The sequence below is a fragment of the Acaryochloris thomasi RCC1774 genome (genome assembly GCF_003231495.1).
GTDB lineage: Bacteria > Cyanobacteriota > Cyanobacteriia > Thermosynechococcales > Thermosynechococcaceae > RCC1774.
The window spans coordinates 162,575-183,309 of record NZ_PQWO01000012.1 but is presented as its reverse complement, the minus strand read 5'-3'; the positions used below and the strand labels follow the sequence as shown (position 1 = coordinate 183,309).

The following is a 20,735-nucleotide window of genomic DNA, read 5'->3' as shown; positions in this document are numbered from 1 at the left end:
AGTTGAATGACATTGAGACCCAGTGGCGGCAACTTAAGGCTCACGAAATAGCGGGGCAGATGTTTAGCAATGAGTACGATTTAGCGATTGCCGTCATCGAAGGGATGACCGCTCGAGGTGAAAAGGGCAAATACAAGGTACACCGTCTTAAGTTTAATTCCGCCTAGCTACTTATTAGCGTTAGCAGCTGGTCTAAAGAGAGCGGTTCATTCGATAATTCAACAACAGTTGCAGTGGATGAGTCCTACCAATTCTCTGGCTTCGACAAGACTCACCGCGTGACTTCTGGCTTCGACTTCTAAGCGATTCTTTAGTCATATCGCCTGAACAATACCGGGATAGTTTTGAACTGATAGCGAAAGTTTAAGGCGCTCATTGCCTTGACTCTGTAGTGCTATTTGTACCTACCTATTGAGGCTAATCCTGATTTAAAGCGATTCCTTGTATTGCTCAGGTTGAAATCTGTAGATTTAGCCATATTTTCGAGGGGAAGATTTCTTCCTGCTCTATTTTCTCTAGCAATCATTTAGTAGTGAGTATCATGAAAATTCAAAGAATTCTTCCTCTTTCTGCAATTCTCGTTGGCTTCGCAGCTCTTCCTTCTTTGGCTGGAAGTTCCTACGTTGAGAACAGCTTCAATCTAAAGAATACTTACAACGGCTATTCTAAAACTGATGTTGATGTCAATCAGCTTTATCTGGGTACTCGTTCTGCTGGTTCTGATGCGACCAAGGATGAATACAGTATTACAAAAACTGATTACAACGAGAAGGGCGATGTTGCTGGCTCTTGGCGTGAGACTAATTTCTCAGAAGTTGATGTCGCTGATATTAGCGTTAGCAGCTGGTCCGAGGAAAGCGGTGCATTCATTAATTCAACAAAAGTTGCAGTGGATGAGTCCTACCAATTCTCTGGCTTCGACAAGACTCACCGCGTGACTTCTGGCTTCGACTTCTAAGCAATTCTTTAGTCATATCGCCTGAGCAATACCGGGATAGTTTTGAACAGGTAGCAAAAGTTTAAGACGTTCATTGTCTTGATTCTGTAGTGTTTCTGCAACTACCTATTGAGGTTAATCCCGATTTAAAGCGATTCCTTATATTGCTCAGGTCAAGATCTGTTGAGTTTATCAGTGTATGTGAAGGCGACGTGCCCTTCTCTATTTTCTAAAGCAGTTATTCAGTAGTGAATATTATGAAACTTCAAAGAGTTCTTCCTCTTTCTGCAATTCTCGTAGGTTTTGCAGCTCTTCCTTCCTTGGCTGGAAGTTCCTACGTTGAGAACAGCTTCAACCTAAAGAATACTTACAACGGCCATTCAGATACTAAGGTTAAGGTGCATGAGGTCTATAAAGGGACTCGTTCAGCCGGCTCCGATGCGGTGAAGAATGAGTGGAGCGTAACAACAACTGATTACACTGAGAAGGGTGATGTTGCTGGCTCTTGGCGTGAGACTAATTTCTCAGAAGTTGATGTCGCTGATATTAGTGTTAGCAGCTGGTCTAGTGAGCACGGTCGTTTCAAAAATACAACTGATGTTGCAGTCCATGAGTCCTACGACTTCTCTGGCTTCGACAAGACTCACCGCGTGACTTCTGGTTTCGACTTCTAGTTTTCGTATTTCTCTCTCATGGGTTAAGCCTTTTTGCTTTGAGAGCAGTGAGGCTTAACCTACAAGTCGTACGGGGTAAATTCTTGCAAACTAGATTGCATTTTAGTGACACCCCGATGGTTTTGATAACTTGATGGTGTTTAAAATGAAATGCCGTAGATTCCTCCCTCTTATCTGTTTCTCTTGGCTTGTAGCTTCACTGCCAGCAATAGCAGGCAGTGCTTATGTTGGGAATAGCCAAAGTCGGCGGGTCATCACAAATGGCAAGGCAGAAACTAGGCTCAATGTTAGAGAAGTTTATAATGGCGAGCGCGAAGCTGATGCCTTTGCGGTAAAGCGTGAGCGAGGTAAAACTTCAATTACCTACGTCGAAGATGGCCGCAACGTCCAAGAAGACACCTACTTTGACGTTACATCCAGAAGTTATTCCAGGGAGCAAGGCACTGTACTTAAGAACACAACGGTTCGTGTACAGGAGTCTTATGAGTTTACTGGTTTCCAGGAAAGTCACAGAGTTACAGCCGGGTTTGACTTTTAATCCGCACTTAGAAATTTGGGGGGCAAAAATTTATTAATGCCCCTATCGTTGGCCTAGGAGAACATGAAATGAATTATCGTCATTTAATGGCGGGTGCTTCAGTTGTTGGCTTGCTATTGTGTACTGCAGGGAAAGTGTCTGCACAGGCTACCACAAACAATATTGATGCTCCCAACAATGCAAACTCAACGGCGAATCCTGTCGTTGATCTAAACCAGCAGGGATCGCTTGTTAATACACAAGTGAATTCATTCCCTCTAGGCAGAAGTGTTGTTGGTAATGGTATCGCTGACTGCTCCAGCTCTGGTATTGCGCTATCTGCTTTTGGTAATGGAATCGGTCCCTTCGATACAGGTTCTATTGGTGGCTCATTTACCTATACCAAGTCATTTGGTGTAGATACCTGCCGAGCATATGCAAAGACACAATTAGCCAGAGCGTCTTTGGAAACTTGTTTGCTAGTCATTAGTAACTATTCCAAAATGATTAAATCTGGAATCAAGATTAGCTACGAAGATCTTAATCAGCTTGCTGGCCTTGAGTGCCCAACTGTCACCGTTCCGCAGCCTGGTGCCAGCCCATTTGGTGCTGCGCCACAGCAGAATAATCGTAATGCCCGAGGCCGTCAGCCACAACTGGGTCAACAGCAAGCGCAACCTGTTTCTCGACAGCAGCAAGCGGGCCAGCAACAAGTCCAGCCCGTCTCCCGACAGCAAGCTGAGCAGCTTATCAATGAGCCGTCTGCTACGAATCAAAATTTTGTACAGCAGCAGTCAGGCCAGCCCATTCAACCTGTTCAACAGCAGGCCGTACCTCAGCCGCAGCGACCAGTTCAGCCGGCACAGCTGCAGCGACCCGCAACGGCTAGCACTCAGGAATCAAGTGTTCAAGCACGGCAGTAGTCTGAATCATCCTTGGCTTAAGTTGAGCTGTCGTTAGGGATGTTTCTTTACTCTTGAATAGAGATGATGGTTATAAATGGTAGCTGCCTACCCTGTCGAAAAGCGAGAATTGTTAGTATGAAACCCAAATATGTTCTTGTGCTTTCACCTTTTTGGCTCTTGACATTTGTATTGCCAAGCCTGGCACAGAATGCTTCTGGCACAACTGTGATGAACTTCGTTGTCAGCCCACAGGGGCATGCAGAGCGTAACAACCGTGTTGTGACAAGGGAACAAACGAGTGAAAATGGCTTCTCTATCACCACTGATTCTCAACGTGACTCCAGTCATACCTCTAATCGGGCCAATGGTGCCACAACTACAACCGTTTCTGATAACGGCACTATAAATACCTCTATAACGAGAGAGCGTGGAGAAAGGCTAACAACCACCGTCTACGAATTCAGTGAATCTTTTGATTATGCTGATTTTGTGCATACAACCAATGTCACAACGGGTGCCAGTGGAGATCGCGGACCTCGACGGAGTAGTCCAGAGCCACAGGTAGGACCGCGAGGCAGATAGGCTCGGCTCAATCGCTGAGTAGTTTTCTTTGGGAATACATTGATCAATGTGCCAGTCGTGGTTGTAGTAGACGAAAAGCACAGATGGCCCAAATATCTTTAAAGGAGCTATATCTTGTGGGAGGGATGCAGCTTCTCAAAGGCATTATTTCATGTTCTTTATATCTTTTTTACATAAATTAAGCTACTAAACGAAAAGATAATTCTGCCCTTTATTCTATCTGTTCTGCTGTGAGGCTTGTCCCATGAAAGTTCCTGTACTTGCGTTAACAACTCTATCGGTGGCCTTGGCATCGTTTACAAATGGGGCCAACGCGCAAATTATCTTTGGTCAGTCTACTTCTCCTCAGGCAACGCCTGCCGAGGCATTTTTCCTACCTGCAAATTCTGTAGGTGGATTTTCCGGTAATGCATTTACAGCGGGTGGATTTTCCGGAAATGTATTTGCTGCCGGAGGGTTTGGGTTTGGCCTCAATGGATTTGGCTCTAGTTTCTTCCCTCCCCAAGGATTCTATCACTACTTGTTTTTGCCACAGTACGCTGCGGCTTACAATGAAATCTATTCAGATTTTCAGTATGATTTGCCAAAGGGAAAAGTAACCTACGATTTTACCGTTATTAAATCCTTTGAATACGAGGGGAAGTAAGACAAGTTAATTAATACAGAAAGAAGATACGAATTTCCTTTCCTTGGCCTATTTACTTAAGTTTTCTTGATTTTCAGAACAGTAAAAATCTTGTCTGCGCAGGCTTTTTTCGTGTCTATAATTATTTTTTTGTCATTTCTATACTTACAGAGATTATCGACCAACGACGAAATATCAAGTCTATAGAGCGATCTGAGCCGGCTTCAGGAGATTAATTCAACTCAGGCATTCTTTTTTAGCCAGCCTTGATCTACTGTTTTATCTGCATCGGTGAAGATCAGGTAATTCTGTATCCTAAATAAACTTTTTGCCGTTATTTTGCTGTTTTTTATCTCTAGGGCCACTTAGCTATTGAAAGATCAAAAGAGGTGATAGAAAAGATTCTCTGCTGCTCTTTAATAGGTCAGCCTAGAAAGCCTTTCCGACTTCCTAGGCTGATTTTCTGAGCGTCCTCTAAGGTCTTTATTTCTTAAGATTTTGGTGAGGTTTCACCCCTCAAGAAATTTCTTTGCCTCTGCATCGCATCAGATGAAATCTGGCGATCGCTTAATACTCCCGGACGGCAAACTTTTGTGGCCCAAGTTCCACTGTATTGAGTGATCTTGATCGGCTGTCCAGGCGCTAGGCCCATGTGAGCAATCTTTCTCTTCGAAAGCGTTGTGATAAAACGTTCTCCTTCAGGTGTCACCATGCCAATTTTTGTCCCTTCCACGATAACTAGAGTGCCTTGGTAAATCTTTTTGATCTTAGGAGGCGCGAGACGCGTAATTCTACCTCGGCGATCCGTGTTAAAACCCATTAAGCCGCCACGCCTGATTTGACTCCCTGCGGAATTAGAAGCTAGCAAGTAGGTTTTATTCTTTCCGTTTAAGAGACGAACCGAGACTTTATTGCCTTTGATAGAGTTGACTAATCCATAGTTATCCAAAATTTCTGATGACTTTGGAGTTATGGGGGCCCTATCAAGATTGCTTTGTAGCGTAGGTGTTTGTTTTGGCGCTGGCGCTACTACTGCATCTGCAACACTATTCCTTTGAATGGTGGCTGAATTTTCTAGTTTAGGTTCTGCGGTAAGGCCTGGTGCTAAAGGTCTCAGTAATGCAGCACCATGTTCAACAGATTGGTCAGCTTCAACTGCGGGTGCTTGAAATTCAGGAATGGCTTGTGCCATGGCGGAGGAAGTTGGAACTATTGGTAAGTTAATGTCTGAGACAACAGCTTCCGTTTTTTCATCTTTCAGCACCTCGGACTCAGTATTAGTTTCTTCAACGATTTCTGAGGCCAAAGCCAGTAAAGATGCACTGCTATCAAAGCTGTGAGATGTCTTTAACTCTGGAGCTTGAATTTCAGCGATTGTCTGTGCGGAAGGAGTGAATGTTGGAGCTGTTGGGAAGTTGATGTTCTGTACAACAGGCTCTGGTGTTTCAACTACCTGTGACCTAATGCCTGCGTTGGCTGGTTCAACAGTTTCTGAAGCCAGAGCCAGTAAAGATGCACTATTGTCAAAGCTGTGAGATGTCTTTGATTCTAGTGCCTGGATCTCAGCGATTGTCTGTGCAGAGGGTTTGAAGGTTAGCGTTGCTGAGAAGTCAATGTTTGACGTAGAAACTTCTACTACTCCATTTGTAATAGGCGTCTTTTCAATATCTAGTCTTGCGAGAGGTTGGAGATCAGGAGAAGCTAAGACTCGGGGAGGAATATTAGGTCCCTCTAAATGCTTAGGCTGCTTAGAGTAGCTTGTAACTGTTGTCTCAGCATCTGATAGAGGAGCAGAGGCTACAAGTATCTCTCCCTGAAGATTCTGATCGGCGTAAGAATCTATAGGAGATGGAGAAGTCGTGGTAATACTTTCGTCTGCGGCGGCGACAGCTGTTGCAGCTGTACAGATTCCCGTGATCGCAAGTGTGAGAGCTGTATAGTAAATTCTTTTGTTCATGGGGGATACCTGAATCTAAGGCTTTTTCTTAACTGCCCCCCGGCATATTTTAAAGGCGCTGACTAAGCTCTAGATGCTGATTGACTTGGTCTTAGGCCGCTGGTCTATTCTACTATATTTTTCTTTGAGTGTAGTATATGTTGCCGATATTTAATTTCTGCCTGCATACCATGCATCCGAGAGTCCGCTTCCCTCTCTGATTTAAAGAAGAAAATGACTTACAGGCTCACTGCGAAGACGGCTCTAGAAGACGGATGTTGTATTGACTGCAATCTAAGATCGGAAACAGCCCTTTATGAGCCTTTCTAAGGGGTAATTTAGGGCTGTTAAAAACAAGCTGCTTTGTATAGGTGAATGATTTCTCATTTTCGATTTTGAGAATGATATAGGTGATGGGCGATATTGCTTGGTGCAGAGTGTTGTTTATGGAATTGCGATCGCAACTCCATAACAACCTCTAAAACTGAGATTTCCACCATGCTTGCATAGCGGAAGTCTCAAAAATCATTAACGCTGAATCAAGCCAGAACTCTAATCAATGACTACTGTTCTTGAGGAATAATAGTGCCACGCCCTTGCTCCGCCAGGATCGGGAAAGAATCATCATCATTGAGTGCTCCTGGCTGACACACCTTCGTGGCCCACGTTCCTCGATATTGGGTGATTTTAATGGGTTGACCGGGAGCTAAACCCATCCGAGCAATCTTATTCTTGGCTAATGTGGTGATGAAGCGGTCACCCTGAGGCGTCACCATGCCGATCTTCTGACCGTCGACAATGATTAAAGTGCCGGTATAAACCTTGCGAACTTGAGGGGGTGAAAGCCTGGTAATTTCTCCCTTGATGTTTGTCCTAAATCCAACGAGACCGCCGCGCCTTAGCTTAGCGCCTACAGTGTTTGAAGCGAGAAGATACGTCTTGATATCTCCATTTAAAAGCCGAACAGAGACCTTGTCATTTTGAATGCCCTTGATCAACCCATAGTTGTCTAAAAGTTCTGGCTTTTGAAATGCACGATGATTAATCGGCGGAGGAAGGGGAGCGCCACCAAGCTGCCCCCCTGCAGGCTGAATGGAACCATTGGGGGCTAATGAAGCGGCCTTATTGTCTTCTGCAGAGACGGATGTGGCCACGGCCAGCACGCTTGCTAGAGCCAATAATAGCCCTGGGCTGATTATTCTCATTATTGGGTTCCCCTGTTCTAAAACTTGATCTGAACGTTGCCCCACCGCATGTCCGAATGCTTTCTTATTATTCATTAAAAATAGAGCATCTCGCATCCTCATTCTGTCTTTAAATCTTGGAGAGCGCAATATTTATATCTGGCAAAACAAATAACTTTTATAACAGTCGTAACGACCTAAGGTTTTGAAGTTTTTTATTTCGGGAAAATTAATTTTTCCTTAATCAAAATAAGCTTGTCGTATATACGGCCGATGATGTTCGTGTTCTTATCTTGTAATTGTCAGATATTGGGTTAGCAGAGGATGAGCGAGATGCTCGAAAGGTGAAATCGTGGGGATTTGCCTTAGGCTCCCTGAAAGTCAAAGGCCCACTCTATAATGAAGTCACTGATCCTTCCTTTTTGTGCATGTCCTCTGAACTCGCTACAGCCGTAGAAAGTCGCCGTAACTTTGCGATTATTTCGCACCCGGACGCGGGTAAGACAACGCTAACGGAAAAGCTCTTGCTTTATGGAGGCGCGATTCATGAAGCTGGAGCCGTGAAGGCTCGGCGAGCGCAGCGTCATGCGACCTCTGACTGGATGGAAATGGAGCAGCAGCGCGGCATCTCCATTACTTCGACGGTGCTGCAGTTTGCCTATCAGGATTGCCAGATTAATCTGTTGGATACGCCGGGGCACCAAGACTTCAGCGAAGATACCTACCGAACCTTAGCGGCGGCGGACAATGCTGTGATGCTAGTAGATGCGGCCAAGGGTTTGGAACCACAAACGCGCAAGCTATTTGAAGTGTGTAAGTTGCGATCGCTTCCCATCTTTACCTTCATCAACAAGCTCGACCGACCCGGCCGAGAGCCGCTGGAGCTACTGGACGAGATTGAGCAAGAATTAGAGCTGCAGACCTACGCCGTGAACTGGCCGATTGGGATGGGCGATCGCTTTAAGGGTGTTTTTGATCGCCGCAGTCGCAAAATTCATCTGTTTGAGCGCAGCGGTCACGGTCGGCGGGAAGCGAAAACAACCATTGTCGATATCGGTGATCCGAAGATTGAAGATTTACTAGATCAAGATCTCTACTTCCAGTTCAAAGACGAGCTAGAGGTGATCGAGGAACTCGGTCCTGAGCTAGATATGGAAATGGTTCATGCGGGTTTGATGACGCCGATCTTCTTCGGTAGTGCCATGACTAACTTTGGCGTGGAGCTATTCCTAGAAGCCTTCATGGACTACGCTTTGAAGCCCTGTGCTTATCACAGTACGTTGGGTGATATTGAACCCACCTATGAAGACTTTTCAGGGTTCGTGTTCAAGCTGCAGGCCAACATGGACCCGAAGCATCGTGATCGCGTCGCTTTCATTCGCGTTTGCTCCGGTAAGTTTGAAAAAGACATGACCGTCAGCCATGCTCGCACCGGCAAAACGATTCGTCTTTCCCGCCCTCAAAAACTATTTGCCCAAGGTCGAGCTTCAATTGACGAAGCCTATCCTGGGGACGTGATTGGCCTCAACAATCCAGGCATGTTTGCTATCGGCGACACTATCTTTCAAGGTAAAAAACTTGAGTACGACGGTATTCCCTGCTTCTCACCGGAACTATTTGCCTATCTCAAGAACCCAAATCCCTCTAAGTTCAAGCAGTTCCAGAAGGGAATCTCCGAGCTGAGAGAAGAAGGGGCGGTGCAGATTATGTACTCTGCTGATGAGTCTAAGCGCGATCCGATTCTGGCGGCGGTGGGTCAGCTTCAGATCGAAGTTGTCCAGTTCCGGCTGCAAAATGAATACGGGGTTGAAACTCGCCTAGAGCTGCTGCCCTATACGGTGGCCCGCTGGGTGAAGGATGGATGGCCCGCGTTAGAGAAGGTGGGACGTATCTTCAATGCAATTACGGTCAAAGATAGCTGGGACCGGCCAGTGCTGCTGTTTAAGAACAGCTGGAATCTGCATCAGGTGAATGGTGACCACCCTGATTTGGTCTTAGATGCGATCGCACCCGTTACGTCTGGCCAAGTTTCTTGAAACGCAAAGGAGTCAGTCGAGTTAGGCGTCAACTAAGACGGCAAGTCCCAGGCTGAGGATCTTATGACGACCTTAAGACACGACCCAACTTTGACAATTGGTCTAGAATTAGTAGGTAGATCTACACGGTTAGAGTAAACATATGAGCGCGGGAGAACTACAGACAGGTCATGCCCTATCTGAGCGTGAGGTGCAGGTGATCGAGTTAGTGTCCTCTGGGCTCAAAAATGAGGAGATTTCGCAGCGCTTAGAGATCAGTAAGCGCACCGTAGACAATCACATCAGCAATATTCTCACCAAGACAGGGACTGAGAATAGAGTGGCCCTTGTTCGCTGGGCCTTAGAGTGGGGAAAGGTTTGCCTCGATAATGTAAACTGCTGCTTGCTGCCGAATGGTTCAATGGAGGCTTCTGAGTCTTCGCGAGTTGAGTCCTAGTCTTAGTTATTGAGCTTATCCGTGACGTTGCAACAATACGATATTCAATATTCTGAACTACCGCTGGCCGTTTACAGTGAAATTGCGGCTCATCTAGGTCAGGTTGAAAGCGTTGAGACCGAGCTGCTGCCGCAGGATGCCCAAGAATTTGATTATATGCAAAGTCAGGTAGGTTGGCTGCGAATTCGTCATCCTGAAAGTCTTGCAAAGATCGATCAGGAGCAGCTGGAAAAAATACTAGACTTCTATGCCGAACGCTTTGGTGCATGGAAACGCCGTTCAGATGATATTGCCTGAACCTAAGGTTTTCCTTGTCTGACGCGACATAGCTTTTGAGAGCATTTTGTTAGCAATTGACAGTCACTAAAACATAGAGTTTCTCTACGCAACTTTACAGATATGAATGCCTCTTTATTGCTTTTGTAAGATTGCTGTGTGGCGCTATCTTTGTATTTCCTTAAGGTTTTTCTATCAGCATCTCAGCATAATTACAGGCTTATCTAGCTGCTGTCGGTTAAATGCGCTCAAAAATTCAGTAATCGTCCGGTATTTTTTTTTAGTGATTCGCCCGAACATAGAAATATGGTCACCAAGACCGTCTAACAACATTCACAAGAGAGCCTATCGACATGCTTGAGTCCCTATTAGCAGAAGCCCTAGCCGTTACCCAAGATAATCTGCAAATGGCCCAAACTATTCTCGAGTGTGCTGAAGAAGCTGCTGAAGATCTTGATCCTGCTGTGAAACAGCGCCTCAACTTGGTACACATCGGTCTGGCGATGTCTCTCCAAGCGTTTGATGACGAAAACCTCCAAGAACTTATTTCTTCTGAGCTTTTAGGTTATTCGTAATCACGCTACAGGAGCGCGGCGGCTCGTTCTGCTAACATTGAGCGCTCGCCATGATGCAGCGTCACATGCCCCGCGAGTGGCTCCTTTTTAAATCTTTCGACGACGTAGGTGAGACCATTGCTGGCTGCATCGACATAGGGGTTGTCAATCTGTTCAGGGTCGCCGGTCAGCACAACCTTTGTTCCCTCGCCCGCACGGGTCAGAATTGTTTTGACTTCATGGGGGGTTAGATTTTGAGCTTCATCTACGATTAGGAACTGTTTGGGAATCGTGCGGCCACGAATGTAGGTCAGCGGTTCAATTTGCAGTAAACCCTGCTCCATGAGTTCTTCGTGGCCACGCCGCCAGTGGCTGGGTTGGCCAGTGGTGTCTTGGGTGCCAAAGATCAAATCAAAGTTGTCATAGAGGGGCTGCATCCACGGGGTTAGCTTCTCTTTAATATCTCCGGGCAGATAGCCTAAGTCACGCCCCATGGGAATATTGGGGCGAGCAATTAATAGGCGACTGTAGCGCTGTTCATCGGCCACCTGCTGCAGACCGGCTGCGATCGCAAGTAAGGTCTTCCCGGTGCCTGCCTTGCCTACCAGCGTGAGCAAAGAAATCGAATCGCGCAGCAGTAGCTCAATCGCAAAGCGCTGCTCTCGGTTGCGTGGAATCACTTGTGAGATGCCGGCGTGGGGAATTTTAGCGAGGGGCTGCACCTGACCGCTATGGCCGTCGACCACGGCCAAGGCTGTGTGAGCTGGATTGACGGAGTCCACCAGCGTTAGGCTCTGGTTGGGTAAGAAGGGACCGTCTAAATCCACGCCACCCTGCTTAAACAAATTGTTGATGGACTCGGCATCCACGATCACTTCAGAGATGCCGGTGTAGAGATCGCCAACATTTACCTTGTCCGTTTCGTAATCTTCGGCAGCCACACTGAGGGCATCCGCCTTCAGACGCAGATTCGTATCCTTACTTACCAAGACTAACGGACAATTACACTGGCGCTGCAGCTCTAGCGCCACTGCCAAAATAGAGTTATCCCCTCTGTCGCGCTCTAGCTCTGGAGGCAGTTCCTGTAAGGTTTCTCGGTTGCAGAGTGCCACCCTAAGATTGCCGCCGCCTTCGAGGACGATGCCCTCAAATAGATTTCCCTGCTGGCGCAGACCGTCTAGCTCGCGCGACACCTGACGAGCATTGCGTCCGGTTTCTTCTGGCTGTTTTTTGAAGCGATCAAGCTCTTCGATAATCGTCATCGGCAGCACCACGTCGTTGTCCTCAAACTGATGCATTGCGGCGGGGTCGTGCAACAGCACATTGGTATCTAGGACAAAGACTTTTTTCATTCGTGTTCTGTCGGGGGAATGGGGCGGTGTAGACGTAATTTTATCTGGCCTGCAGGCTTCATTACTATACCTTGCACTTTCGCCGAGACTTGCTTGCCGATGGCCGAGCCGAGTAGGATGGCAAGTGCCCTATTCTGTCCGAAAGTCATGAGCGATTCTGTTCTCAAACTGCACCATCCGGCAGCTGACGCAACGGCAACAACCTGGACAATTCACTCTGCGACGCCCATCTGTCTTCGTGGAACGGTGAGGGTCCCTGGAGATAAATCCATTTCTCACCGCGCTTTGATGCTCGGTGCGTTGGCTACGGGAGAAACTGAAATTAGGGGACTGCTGCTGGGCGAAGACCCTCGCAGTACGGCGGCTTGCTTTCGGGCGATGGGCGCTCAGATTTCGGAACTGAATACAGAGCGAGTGACGGTCCAGGGAATTGGTTTGGGACAGCTTCAAGAGCCGGAGTCTGTGCTAGATGCCGGAAATTCCGGGACCACACTCAGGCTAATGCTGGGGATTTTGGCCTCCCATACGGACCGGTTTTTTGTAGTGACGGGGGATGATTCGTTGCGATCTCGTCCCATGGGCAGAGTGGTCAAGCCTCTAGAGCAAATGGGAGCCAAAATTTGGGGACGGCAGGGGGGCAAGTTTGCACCGCTAGCCATCCAGGGTCAAAAGCTGCAGCCGATTCACTATCAATCGCCCATTGCCTCGGCGCAGGTGAAGTCCTGCGTGATGCTGGCAGGTCTCATGTGCGAGGGAGAAACGATCGTAACTGAGCCACACCAGTCCCGCGATCATTCTGAGCGGATGTTTCGGGCTTTTGGGGCTGATGTGGAAGTAGATGTTGAAGCCTGTCGGGTAGTGGTGAAAGGACCGGCGCAGCTCAAAGGGCAGCCCGTGACGGTCCCAGGAGATATCAGCTCTGCTGCTTTTTGGATGGTGGCGGCCGCCATCGTGCCAGATTCAGACCTGATGATTGAGAATGTTGGCATTAATCCTACCCGAACTGGGGTGCTAGAGGCGCTGCAGCAGATGGAGGCTGATATTACCCTGGAGAACCAGCGGACTGTAGCGGGTGAACCCGTGGCTGATATCCGTGTTCGCCACAGTAAGTTGAAGGCTTGTCGTATTGAGGGGGCGATTATCCCTCGATTAATTGATGAAATACCGGTGCTGGCGGTGGCGGCTGCGTTTGCAGAGGGGACCACCGTAATTCGAGATGCGGCTGAACTGCGGGTGAAGGAAAGCGATCGCCTCACGGCAATGGCAACACAGCTTCAGAAGTTTGGGGCTCAGGTGAGTGAGCATCCTGATGGCTTAGATATTACAGGGGGGACACCGCTGCAGGGCACTGAAGTCGAGAGCTGGGGTGATCATCGTATTGCTATGAGCTTTGCGATCGCATCTCTCAACGCCACCGGCACTACCACGATTCACCACGCAGAATCAGCCGCCATCTCCTACCCCGACTTTGTTCCTACCCTAGATGCCGTCGTCCACAATTAAACGCCCCAGGCTGAGCAACTAAAGTCGGTCGTAAGCAATGTTGGGTTCCGAATAGATTCAGAACTCAAGTTTCATAACGGCATCTTTACCTTGATGAGGCTAGGATTCCAGATCTGCCAGCAACGCATCCAGTTCAAAAAGTTTGCTCGCCTTCTTCTCCTCGACAGGTGGAGGTGAAGGCGGACGTGAGTCTGAGCTTTCTTTGATTTTTTGATCCACGAGGTTCGGCAGATTAGCCATCTCAGTGGAAACCTGAGATGAGACGTTATCGATGCGTGTGCCCATGCTGTGAAGCTGCCCCTGCAGCGCCTGCAGCTGTTCTCCTTGGCCCTGAATCGCCGCCGGATCAAGAGAGGGTATCGCTTCGATCTTGCCATCTAAGTTATTAAGATGCTCTTTAATCGGGTTCAAGGCTGTCTGCATTTGAGCTTCAATCTGCTCGGTCGGCAGTTCGCCTGTGCCCTGCTGTACTCCCTCTAGGCGTCCCTGAATATCATTGATTTGATTCTGGGTGTTTTCAACAGCGCCACCGACGCCCTCTAGACGTCCCTGAATCTCGTTGATTTGATTCTGGGTATTATCGACAGCACCACTGACGCCTTCTAAGCGTCCTTGAATATCATTGATTTGATTTTGGGTGTTATCGACGGTGCCACCGACGCCCTCTATACGTCCCTGAATGTCGTTAACTTGATTTTGAGTGTTATCAACGGCACCGCGTACCCCAGCCACTTCATCGGTAATCCGCTGCTGGACACCTTCAAGCTGCCCTTGAGTGCCTTCCACGGTGCCCCGAACAGCAGCTAGCTCATCGGAAAGATTAACAAAAGCGTTGTCTACCTTGGTATTGAGACCTTCTAAGTGCCCCTGTAGCTCTAGCACCTGGCCTGAAGATCCAGCGTTAAAGCTGCTGCCTTCAGCATCCCCTTCGACGGGCTGGTTGTGGAGACGATCATTTAAAGCCGAAACCTGTGTTTGTACGGGAGTGAGCATCGCCTGCAGCTCAGCCCGTAGTGGTTCTAAGTTGGGTACGGATTCTGCACCGTTGTCGCGCTGCTCTAGGTTTGCGATCGCATCCCGTAGTGTCGCCAGTTCGCCACTCATATCGGGTCCGACAACCGTTGCTTCAGGCGCATCGGCAAGCTGCTGCTTCACCGATTCGATGGCTTCAGCTAACTCAATCTGGTGGGCTCGGAGCTGATCCATATCAGCAGCCAAGGCCGTTTGTGGTTCGCCCGTTTCACTGACTGGGGCGAGCGCTTTCTCTTCTAGGGCTGAGACATTCTCAGACACCGCCGCAAGCGCGGCCTGCATCTCGGTCAGATCAATCGCCTCGCGCACCTCAGGCAGCTCTTGGAAACCAGCCCTCAACTCTTGAATATCGCTGGTCAAGAGGTTCTGAATCTCCGTGGTGTCTGCAAACATCCGCTGACGCGTAAGCTGATTGAGGTTTCGCCGATTTAGCAGGTTAAGACACACCGAAAAGGTGAGAGGAGCTGCTGCAAACACCGCACTCTGACCGAGACCAGTTGCGATCGTGCCACCGACAGCCGCTGCGGCTGAAATATACTCCACAACCTGGAATTTAACGTTGCGGTTAATCATTTTCTCCAGCATTGTCTCTGGATCGTTCTTAAGATCCACAATGCTATTATCTTTCAGGTCTTTCATGCCGTCTCCTGTCCAAGGCGTTCCATATTATACTCCCCCCCTTGAGATAGGACTAAACTATCGCAGAATGCAAAGTTAGTGTCACAAATTATAGGATTTTGCTAACCTCCGAGGTGACTATGGCGAGCAACCGCTCTTTATCGATCGGTCACTAGCGCTCACCTTTGCCATCAAAATTCTGAGCAGATAGAAAGAGCCACTGGTTTTGATGTTGCCCACACACGACTCATTAAACCCTAATAATTGATGATGGACCCACTCTATTGAAGCTAATCGCCATCAATTGTACACATATACCTGTTAATCGGAGTTGCACAAATCAGAGCGCGCTCCTCAATAACAAATTTGAAGCTGCAGTGGCAAGAGTAGGAACGCTGCTTTTTACGTCATTAGCCGCACTCCGACTCGCACTACAGCGCTCCAAGTATTGCTGAAAAAATGAGCGGAAACGCAGGCTTGATAGAGCTAGGCCAAGATGGCTTGGGACTCCCGTGCCATCAGCTTAAGAAATTCAGCCCAGAGGAATCGCGTCATCTCACCTGGGCAATGGGGGAGCGGCTGTCGATCGATGTGGTTGACGGGCATAATCAATCGAACAGAGGAGCTGAGAAAGGCTTCCTCGATGCCATCTAAATCAGTGGGCAGCAGCTCTCGCTCTTGATGGGAAACATTATGTTCGGCCATAATCTGCAGCAGAAACTGTCGGGTAATCCCTTTAAGAATGCCGACTTCTGCAGGAGGTGTATAGACAACACCTGCCTTGACTATCCAAAAATTGCTGGTGGTGGCTTCTGTGATCTGACCCTGCGTATTGAGCATTAGGGCATCATCAGCGCCTTGATGCTGTGCTTCTAAAAGAGCCAAGATGTTGTTGAGATAATTCCCTGTCTTGGCGGCGGGAGATAGAGCGCGTGGGTCGTTGCGTCGTCTTGCTCCGATTGTGAGATGCAGCCCCGTTTCCGAAAGCGTCGGTTCTGGAGAAATTTCAGAGATCACAATCAGCAAGTTGGGCTTTAGATTTGCACCGGGCTGCAGGCTAATGGTCGCTTCTGTACCTCGACTCACCACAAGCCGTACGTAGGATTCCTGCCAAGATGCCTGCTGCAGCGTGCGCTCGATCTCTGCGCGCATCTGGCTATCACTCCAGGGAATCTCTAGGTATAAGTAGTCGGCTGACTGACGCAGGCGATCTAGGTGTTCCTGTAGGCCAAACAATCTTCCCTGAAAGGTGCGAGTGACTTCGTAGATGCTGTCACCGTAGAGAAATCCCCGATCTAAGATCGAAACCTCCGCCGTTTCGGAGATCACCCCGTTCAAATTTGTCAGTAGACCCATAGCTGCTTATCGCTTACGTACCCTGACAATTTACCTGAATGCCTGGGGCAGTTTGCGACTGGCGATGGATTTTAAAGCGTATGCTCTAGGCTAAGCACTTTCAATTTCTCGCTTCATGCGCTCTAAGGTTGTGTTCATTTGGTCAAACATCTTTTGGGGCGTCATACCGAACTGACCTAGCTGCGTGTTGAGCTGCTCTACGGTCATTTGGGCCATGAAGTCATCGGATAGTTCAAAACGCTTCATGAAGATGCGGTAGCGGTCCATCATTTCTTCCATCTTTTTGATGAAGATGACTTTACCGTCTCGGTCGAATTTGCCATAGTCACCCCCAAGCTGCGTGAGAGACTGATAGTCTTCGAACAAGCCTTTGGCTTCCTGCTGCACAATATCAGAATCAAAAAAACTCATGATAATGAATGATACCCCTTGAGTTGAAATGGTAACTAGACTGGCGTGTCTGCTTGATATCTTTATGGTATCGCCTGAACCCGCTCTGGCCTAGCTCAACGGATTAGGGAAAACCGTAATTCTACTCATCATCACTCGGCATGCAAATTTATCTAGACTACGGTGCTACAACGCCCTGCTGTAAAGATGCGATCGCATCCATGCAAAATCTTTGGCAACATCAGTGGGGTAACCCCTCTAGTCTGCATCAATGGGGCCAGCGGTCCGCCACAGCTCTAGAAGAAGCCCGCATCCAAGTCGCTGAACTGATCGGAGCTTCTGCTGAGACCCTTACCTTCACCTCCGGCGGCACTGAAGCCGATAATCTGGCGCTGTTGGGCGTGGCCCATCAGTACACAACGCCGCAGCACCTGATTATCTCAAGCATTGAACACTCGGCCGTTTCCAACTGTGCCCAGTGGCTAGAATCACAGGGCTGGCAGGTGACTCGATTGTCGGTCAATCGCCAAGGACTCATTGACCCAGCGCAGCTGCAAAAAGCACTACAGCCCAACACGACTCTCGTCTCAATTATCTATGGGCAAAGTGAGGTGGGCACTCTGCAGCCTATTGAAGTGCTGGGCCGTATTGTGCGTGATCACGGTGCTTTGTTTCATACCGATGCGGTGCAGGTGGCGGGGCGGTTGCCAATTGATGTTCAGGCATTACCCGTTGATCTACTCTCTCTCTCAAGCCACAAACTCTATGGTCCTCAGGGTGCGGGTGCCTTGTATGTTCGCCCCGGCATCACACTCACTCCGATGCTAACTGGCGGTGGTCAAGAAGCAGGATTGCGCTCTGGAACGCCAGCGGTTCCGACAATGGTGGGGTTTGGGGTGGCTGCGGCTCTGGCCGCTCAAGATATGGCCCATGAGACTGAGCGTCTGCGTAAACTGCGCGATCGTTTATTTGAGCAGCTCTCACCTATCTCTGAACTATTCGTGACGGGAGATCGACAGCAGCGTCTGCCTCACCATGCGAGTTTCTATCTGCAGCCTCAGGGTGATTCTCCCATTAGTGGCCGCGCCATCGTTAGGCAGATGAACCTCGCTGGAATTGCCATTAGTGCTGGGTCCGCTTGCCACAGTGGAACTCTTTCCCCTAGCCCTATTCTTAAGGCGATGGGCTATAGCGATGCAGAAGCGAGGGCAGGCATTCGACTGACCCTAGGCCGCGCCACCACTGAAGCAGATATTGATTGGGTGGCGGTTGTGCTGCCGCAGGTTTTGACGCAATTGGGGCAGCGAACGATTGCGGGTGTACGTTGAGGAGTTTAAAACTGATCGTCGTAGCTATTACCCGCGTTGGCCTCAGTATCTCGCTTCGAGCCTAATAGGTCTAAGCGGTCTACTCGAATTACAGGCTTAGAACGTTGAGCGCCTGTTCCACGATCTTGCCAGCGATCGAACTTGAGTGCCCCTGTAACACCAATTAAGCTGCCTTTGCGAACGTAGCTAGCCGCAATTTCAGCCGTTTTGCCCCAGATTTCTAAGCTAAACCAGTCTGGCTCATCATTCTTTGAGCGTCGATTGACGGCCAGCGTCAGATTGCAGACCACGCTCCCTGACTCGAAGTAGCGAACATCTGGGTCTCTGCCTGCACGGCCCACCAGACTAACAAGATTCAAGCTCATAAAATTGTTCCTCGGTCGTCATTTTATTATCTTGGGCGTTGACCGCAATTGGCAACTGTTTGTCTCGGCTTACGTTGTTGCTTCGCGGTCAATGGGAGGCGTTGCCTCTTCAAAAGCGTGCTTAGCCTTCGGATCGCGGGGCGAATATTTCCATCGGTCTAGGATATCTTTGACCATGACTTCTTTGAACCAAATTTGCCCCACAATCACGAGGGGTAGCGCGAGCAGCAGACCTAAAAACCCAAAGAACAGGGCAAAAATAATTTGTGAAAGCAGAGTGACGGCAGGAGGCAGATCGAGCTGCTTTGCCATCACCGTTGGCACTAACAGATACTGCTCAAGCTGCTGCAGCAAAACATAGAAAATCAGGACCGCTAAGGCTTTCCAGGGTGCGTCTAGTAGGGCAACGGCCATCGGTGGAATTAAGCTCAGGGTTGGCCCAATATTGGGTATTGCCTCCATTAAACCGGCAATTAAGGCATTGGCTAGCACCAGCTTAACGCCGAGGATCCACAAACCAATACCGCTACAAATCGCGATCACAGTCATGTTGAATAGAATCCCGATGATCCAGCTGTCGAGGGCAGTGTCACAGAGTGTGAGAATCGCGTCTGCTCGCCGTCGGTAAAAAGAAGGAAACAGCCGAATAAAAATGCTGCGATACTTGTGCGGATCGACCAGCAGCATGATCGTCAAGACAAAAATGAGCAGAATATTCAGCAGAACTAGGAGTGAGCTGGAAAATAGCGACAAAAAGTTGCGAAAAACATCGCTGACATAGTTGGGGATCTCGTTGGTGAGGTTATCGACAACAGTATTGATGGCGTCAAAGACGTCGGGGCCTAAAATGGCCTGATCGGGAACCTGGGCTTCGAGCCAGTTAGTCCACTGGTCAATGCGGTCCATGCTTTGAGGTCCCAACTCAGAAAACTGCTGTGACTCAGAGATAAAGGGAGGGATCACCAGCAGGCAAAAGAGGAAGGTTACCCCCAGCGCCAGCACAATGGTGAGTGCCACCGCCCAGCTCCGTTTGAGGCCCTGCTTGCCTAAGTAAAGAACGAAGCTATTAAGGGCTGAGGCCAAGATGACGGCGGTAAAAAAGAGCAGCAGGACTTGGCGAATCTGCCAAAGAATATAGAGAGAGACCAGCAGGACAACGAGGCCCAGCCACTTTCCTAAGCTCATGGTTTACCTCCTACCGGGGCAGCTACGGCCTTTCCAAGCAGTGGAAAACCAAGGGCTTCGCGCTGCTGTACATAAAGCTGAGCGACCTGACGTGCCAGTTGACGAATTCGGGCGATATAGCGGGTCCGTTCAGTAACTGAAATCACGCCCCGAGCATCTAACAAATTGAAGGTGTGGGAGCACTTGAGGACGTAGTCAAGGGCCGGGAGAACGAGTTCACGTTCAAAGAGCTGATTGGCTTCTTGCTCGTAGAGACTAAACAATTGAAACAGAAGCTCAGGGTTGGAAGCCTCGAAGTTGTAAGTGGACTGCTCAATTTCGCCCTGCAGGTGTACATCGCCGTAGGTGAGAGTACCGTTCCAGTCAATTTTTGCGATCGCATCTACTTCCTGCAGATACATCGTCAGCCGCTCTAGGCCATAGGTTAGCTCAATAGAGACCGGGCGGCAGTCTAATCCACCGCACTGCTGAAAGTATGTGAACTGAGTCACTTCCATGCCGTCGAGCCAAACTTCCCAGCCAACGCCCCAGGCGCCCACCGCTGCATCTTCCCAGTTGTCTTCGACGAAGCGAATGTCGTGATCTTCGGGGCGAATGCCTAAGGCTCTGAGCGAATCAAGGTAGATATCTTGAATGTCGTCAGGGGAGGGCTTCACCAGCACCTGATACTGGTAGTAGTACTGGTAGCGATTCGGGTTCTCACCATAGCGGCCATCTGCAGGTCGCCGACAGGGTTCGACATAGGCCACGGACCAGGGTTCAGGGCCAAGGGCGCGCAAAAATGTGTGGGGACTTTTAGTTCCGGCTCCCTTCTCGACATCGTAGGGCTGGACAATCAGACAGCCGCGATCGCCCCAAAATTCGTGTAGCTTGGCAATAACGGACTGAAAATTCACGGACAATTGGCCCCTTAGCTTCTCTTTAAGTACTCAGTCTACTTGCTT

The 20,735-nt window shown here is 48.9% G+C and carries 20 protein-coding genes; 11 read left to right on the top strand and 9 right to left on the bottom strand.

Annotated features, from left to right (window positions below; all coding sequences use genetic code 11):
• Positions 1-541 precede the first annotated feature (541 nt).
• The 5 genes from C1752_RS18350 to C1752_RS18325 all read left to right on the top strand — a co-directional run bounded on the left by C1752_RS18350 (position 542) and on the right by C1752_RS18325 (position 4,261).
• On the top strand, positions 542-958 hold the full coding sequence (locus C1752_RS18350; protein WP_110987507.1) for a hypothetical protein: 417 nt from the start codon (positions 542-544) through the stop codon (positions 956-958).
• 236 nt (positions 959-1,194) lie between these two features.
• Positions 1,195-1,611 (top strand): hypothetical protein, encoded by a 417-nt coding sequence (locus tag C1752_RS18345; protein WP_110987506.1) that lies wholly within the window; start codon positions 1,195-1,197, stop codon positions 1,609-1,611.
• Between the two features lie 606 nt (positions 1,612-2,217).
• Entirely contained in the window at positions 2,218-3,051 is an 834-nt protein-coding gene (locus tag C1752_RS29025) for a hypothetical protein (protein ID WP_199464441.1), read from the top strand.
• A gap of 210 nt (positions 3,052-3,261) precedes the next feature.
• Positions 3,262-3,615 (top strand): hypothetical protein, encoded by a 354-nt coding sequence (locus C1752_RS18330; protein ID WP_158535135.1) that lies wholly within the window; start codon positions 3,262-3,264, stop codon positions 3,613-3,615.
• Between the two features lie 244 nt (positions 3,616-3,859).
• Complete coding sequence (locus tag C1752_RS18325; RefSeq protein ID WP_110987503.1) at positions 3,860-4,261, top strand: hypothetical protein; 402 nt, start codon at positions 3,860-3,862, stop codon at positions 4,259-4,261.
• Positions 4,262-4,730: 469 nt separating this feature from the next.
• Here C1752_RS18325 and C1752_RS18320 read toward each other — a convergent pair whose 3' ends face one another.
• Complete coding sequence (locus C1752_RS18320; RefSeq protein ID WP_110987502.1) at positions 4,731-6,197, bottom strand: hypothetical protein; 1,467 nt, start codon at positions 6,195-6,197, stop codon at positions 4,731-4,733.
• A 542-nt stretch (positions 6,198-6,739) separates the two neighbouring features.
• Positions 6,740-7,381 (bottom strand): hypothetical protein, encoded by a 642-nt coding sequence (locus C1752_RS18315; RefSeq protein WP_146242375.1) that lies wholly within the window; start codon positions 7,379-7,381, stop codon positions 6,740-6,742.
• Positions 7,382-7,788: 407 nt separating this feature from the next.
• Here C1752_RS18315 and prfC point away from each other — a divergent pair, with 407 nt between their 5' ends.
• From prfC to C1752_RS18295, 4 genes are all read left to right on the top strand, one after another.
• The gene (gene prfC / locus C1752_RS18310; RefSeq protein WP_199464440.1) at positions 7,789-9,396 is read left to right on the top strand and encodes a peptide chain release factor 3; all 1,608 of its coding nucleotides are present in this window, start codon (positions 7,789-7,791) and stop codon (positions 9,394-9,396) included.
• Between the two features lie 142 nt (positions 9,397-9,538).
• Entirely contained in the window at positions 9,539-9,832 is a 294-nt protein-coding gene (pedR, locus tag C1752_RS18305; protein WP_110987500.1) for a photosynthetic electron transport-dependent transcriptional regulator PedR, read from the top strand.
• Positions 9,833-9,853: 21 nt separating this feature from the next.
• Entirely contained in the window at positions 9,854-10,129 is a 276-nt protein-coding gene (locus C1752_RS18300) for a hypothetical protein (RefSeq protein ID WP_110987499.1), read from the top strand.
• A gap of 332 nt (positions 10,130-10,461) precedes the next feature.
• Positions 10,462-10,683, top strand: a complete 222-nt coding sequence (locus tag C1752_RS18295; RefSeq protein ID WP_110987498.1) for a hypothetical protein — start codon at positions 10,462-10,464, stop codon at positions 10,681-10,683.
• 5 nt (positions 10,684-10,688) lie between these two features.
• Here the strand turns inward: C1752_RS18295 and C1752_RS18290 are convergent, their stop codons facing one another.
• The gene (locus C1752_RS18290) at positions 10,689-12,014 is read right to left on the bottom strand and encodes a PhoH family protein (protein WP_110987497.1); all 1,326 of its coding nucleotides are present in this window, start codon (positions 12,012-12,014) and stop codon (positions 10,689-10,691) included.
• A gap of 147 nt (positions 12,015-12,161) precedes the next feature.
• On the opposite strand from C1752_RS18290, the gene aroA reads away from it, so the two are divergent.
• Positions 12,162-13,517, top strand: coding sequence for a 3-phosphoshikimate 1-carboxyvinyltransferase (gene aroA, locus C1752_RS18285; RefSeq protein ID WP_110987496.1), 1,356 nt, complete (start codon positions 12,162-12,164; stop codon positions 13,515-13,517).
• Between the two features lie 99 nt (positions 13,518-13,616).
• Here the strand turns inward: aroA and C1752_RS18280 are convergent, their stop codons facing one another.
• The 3 genes from C1752_RS18280 to C1752_RS18270 form a co-directional block, all read right to left on the bottom strand.
• Positions 13,617-15,188, bottom strand: a complete 1,572-nt coding sequence (locus C1752_RS18280; RefSeq protein ID WP_110987495.1) for a coiled-coil domain-containing protein — start codon at positions 15,186-15,188, stop codon at positions 13,617-13,619.
• A gap of 465 nt (positions 15,189-15,653) precedes the next feature.
• A complete protein-coding gene (locus C1752_RS18275; RefSeq protein WP_110987494.1) occupies positions 15,654-16,523 on the bottom strand; it encodes an aminotransferase class IV in 870 nt (289 codons plus the stop codon).
• A 90-nt stretch (positions 16,524-16,613) separates the two neighbouring features.
• Positions 16,614-16,934 carry a DUF1825 family protein gene (locus C1752_RS18270; protein WP_110987493.1) on the bottom strand — a complete coding sequence of 107 codons (321 nt, stop codon included), beginning with the start codon at positions 16,932-16,934 and terminating at the stop codon, positions 16,614-16,616.
• A 140-nt stretch (positions 16,935-17,074) separates the two neighbouring features.
• Here C1752_RS18270 and C1752_RS18265 point away from each other — a divergent pair, with 140 nt between their 5' ends.
• Positions 17,075-18,241 carry a cysteine desulfurase family protein gene (locus C1752_RS18265; protein WP_110987492.1) on the top strand — a complete coding sequence of 389 codons (1,167 nt, stop codon included), beginning with the start codon at positions 17,075-17,077 and terminating at the stop codon, positions 18,239-18,241.
• 5 nt (positions 18,242-18,246) lie between these two features.
• Here C1752_RS18265 and C1752_RS18260 read toward each other — a convergent pair whose 3' ends face one another.
• The 3 genes from C1752_RS18260 to glyQ all read right to left on the bottom strand — a co-directional run bounded on the left by C1752_RS18260 (position 18,247) and on the right by glyQ (position 20,687).
• The gene (locus C1752_RS18260) at positions 18,247-18,606 is read right to left on the bottom strand and encodes a single-stranded DNA-binding protein (RefSeq protein ID WP_110987491.1); all 360 of its coding nucleotides are present in this window, start codon (positions 18,604-18,606) and stop codon (positions 18,247-18,249) included.
• 69 nt (positions 18,607-18,675) lie between these two features.
• Positions 18,676-19,791 (bottom strand): AI-2E family transporter, encoded by a 1,116-nt coding sequence (locus tag C1752_RS18255; RefSeq protein ID WP_110987490.1) that lies wholly within the window; start codon positions 19,789-19,791, stop codon positions 18,676-18,678.
• Positions 19,788-20,687: a glycine--tRNA ligase subunit alpha gene (glyQ, locus tag C1752_RS18250; protein ID WP_110987489.1), complete on the bottom strand. Its 900-nt coding sequence runs from the start codon at positions 20,685-20,687 to the stop codon at positions 19,788-19,790. Before glyQ ends, C1752_RS18255 begins: the two co-directional genes overlap by 4 nt.
• Between the last annotated feature and the right edge of the window lie 48 nt (positions 20,688-20,735).

Coding starts and splice junctions, on each gene's coding strand:
- C1752_RS18260 (WP_110987491.1), bottom strand. CDS start 18,606: ATGAGCTTGAATCTTGTTAGTCTGGTGGGCCGTGCAGGCAGAGACCCA.
- C1752_RS18350 (WP_110987507.1), top strand. CDS start 542: ATGAAAATTCAAAGAATTCTTCCTCTTTCTGCAATTCTCGTTGGCTTC.
- C1752_RS18295 (WP_110987498.1), top strand. CDS start 10,462: ATGCTTGAGTCCCTATTAGCAGAAGCCCTAGCCGTTACCCAAGATAAT.
- pedR (WP_110987500.1), top strand. CDS start 9,539: ATGAGCGCGGGAGAACTACAGACAGGTCATGCCCTATCTGAGCGTGAG.
- C1752_RS18270 (WP_110987493.1), bottom strand. CDS start 16,934: ATGAGTTTTTTTGATTCTGATATTGTGCAGCAGGAAGCCAAAGGCTTG.
- C1752_RS18330 (WP_158535135.1), top strand. CDS start 3,262: ATGAACTTCGTTGTCAGCCCACAGGGGCATGCAGAGCGTAACAACCGT.
- C1752_RS18290 (WP_110987497.1), bottom strand. CDS start 12,014: ATGAAAAAAGTCTTTGTCCTAGATACCAATGTGCTGTTGCACGACCCC.
- C1752_RS18265 (WP_110987492.1), top strand. CDS start 17,075: ATGCAAATTTATCTAGACTACGGTGCTACAACGCCCTGCTGTAAAGAT.
- prfC (WP_199464440.1), top strand. CDS start 7,789: ATGTCCTCTGAACTCGCTACAGCCGTAGAAAGTCGCCGTAACTTTGCG.
- C1752_RS18275 (WP_110987494.1), bottom strand. CDS start 16,523: ATGGGTCTACTGACAAATTTGAACGGGGTGATCTCCGAAACGGCGGAG.
- C1752_RS29025 (WP_199464441.1), top strand. CDS start 2,218: ATGAATTATCGTCATTTAATGGCGGGTGCTTCAGTTGTTGGCTTGCTA.
- C1752_RS18280 (WP_110987495.1), bottom strand. CDS start 15,188: ATGAAAGACCTGAAAGATAATAGCATTGTGGATCTTAAGAACGATCCA.
- C1752_RS18320 (WP_110987502.1), bottom strand. CDS start 6,197: ATGAACAAAAGAATTTACTATACAGCTCTCACACTTGCGATCACGGGA.
- aroA (WP_110987496.1), top strand. CDS start 12,162: ATGAGCGATTCTGTTCTCAAACTGCACCATCCGGCAGCTGACGCAACG.
- C1752_RS18255 (WP_110987490.1), bottom strand. CDS start 19,791: ATGAGCTTAGGAAAGTGGCTGGGCCTCGTTGTCCTGCTGGTCTCTCTC.
- C1752_RS18315 (WP_146242375.1), bottom strand. CDS start 7,381: ATGAGAATAATCAGCCCAGGGCTATTATTGGCTCTAGCAAGCGTGCTG.
- C1752_RS18345 (WP_110987506.1), top strand. CDS start 1,195: ATGAAACTTCAAAGAGTTCTTCCTCTTTCTGCAATTCTCGTAGGTTTT.
- C1752_RS18325 (WP_110987503.1), top strand. CDS start 3,860: ATGAAAGTTCCTGTACTTGCGTTAACAACTCTATCGGTGGCCTTGGCA.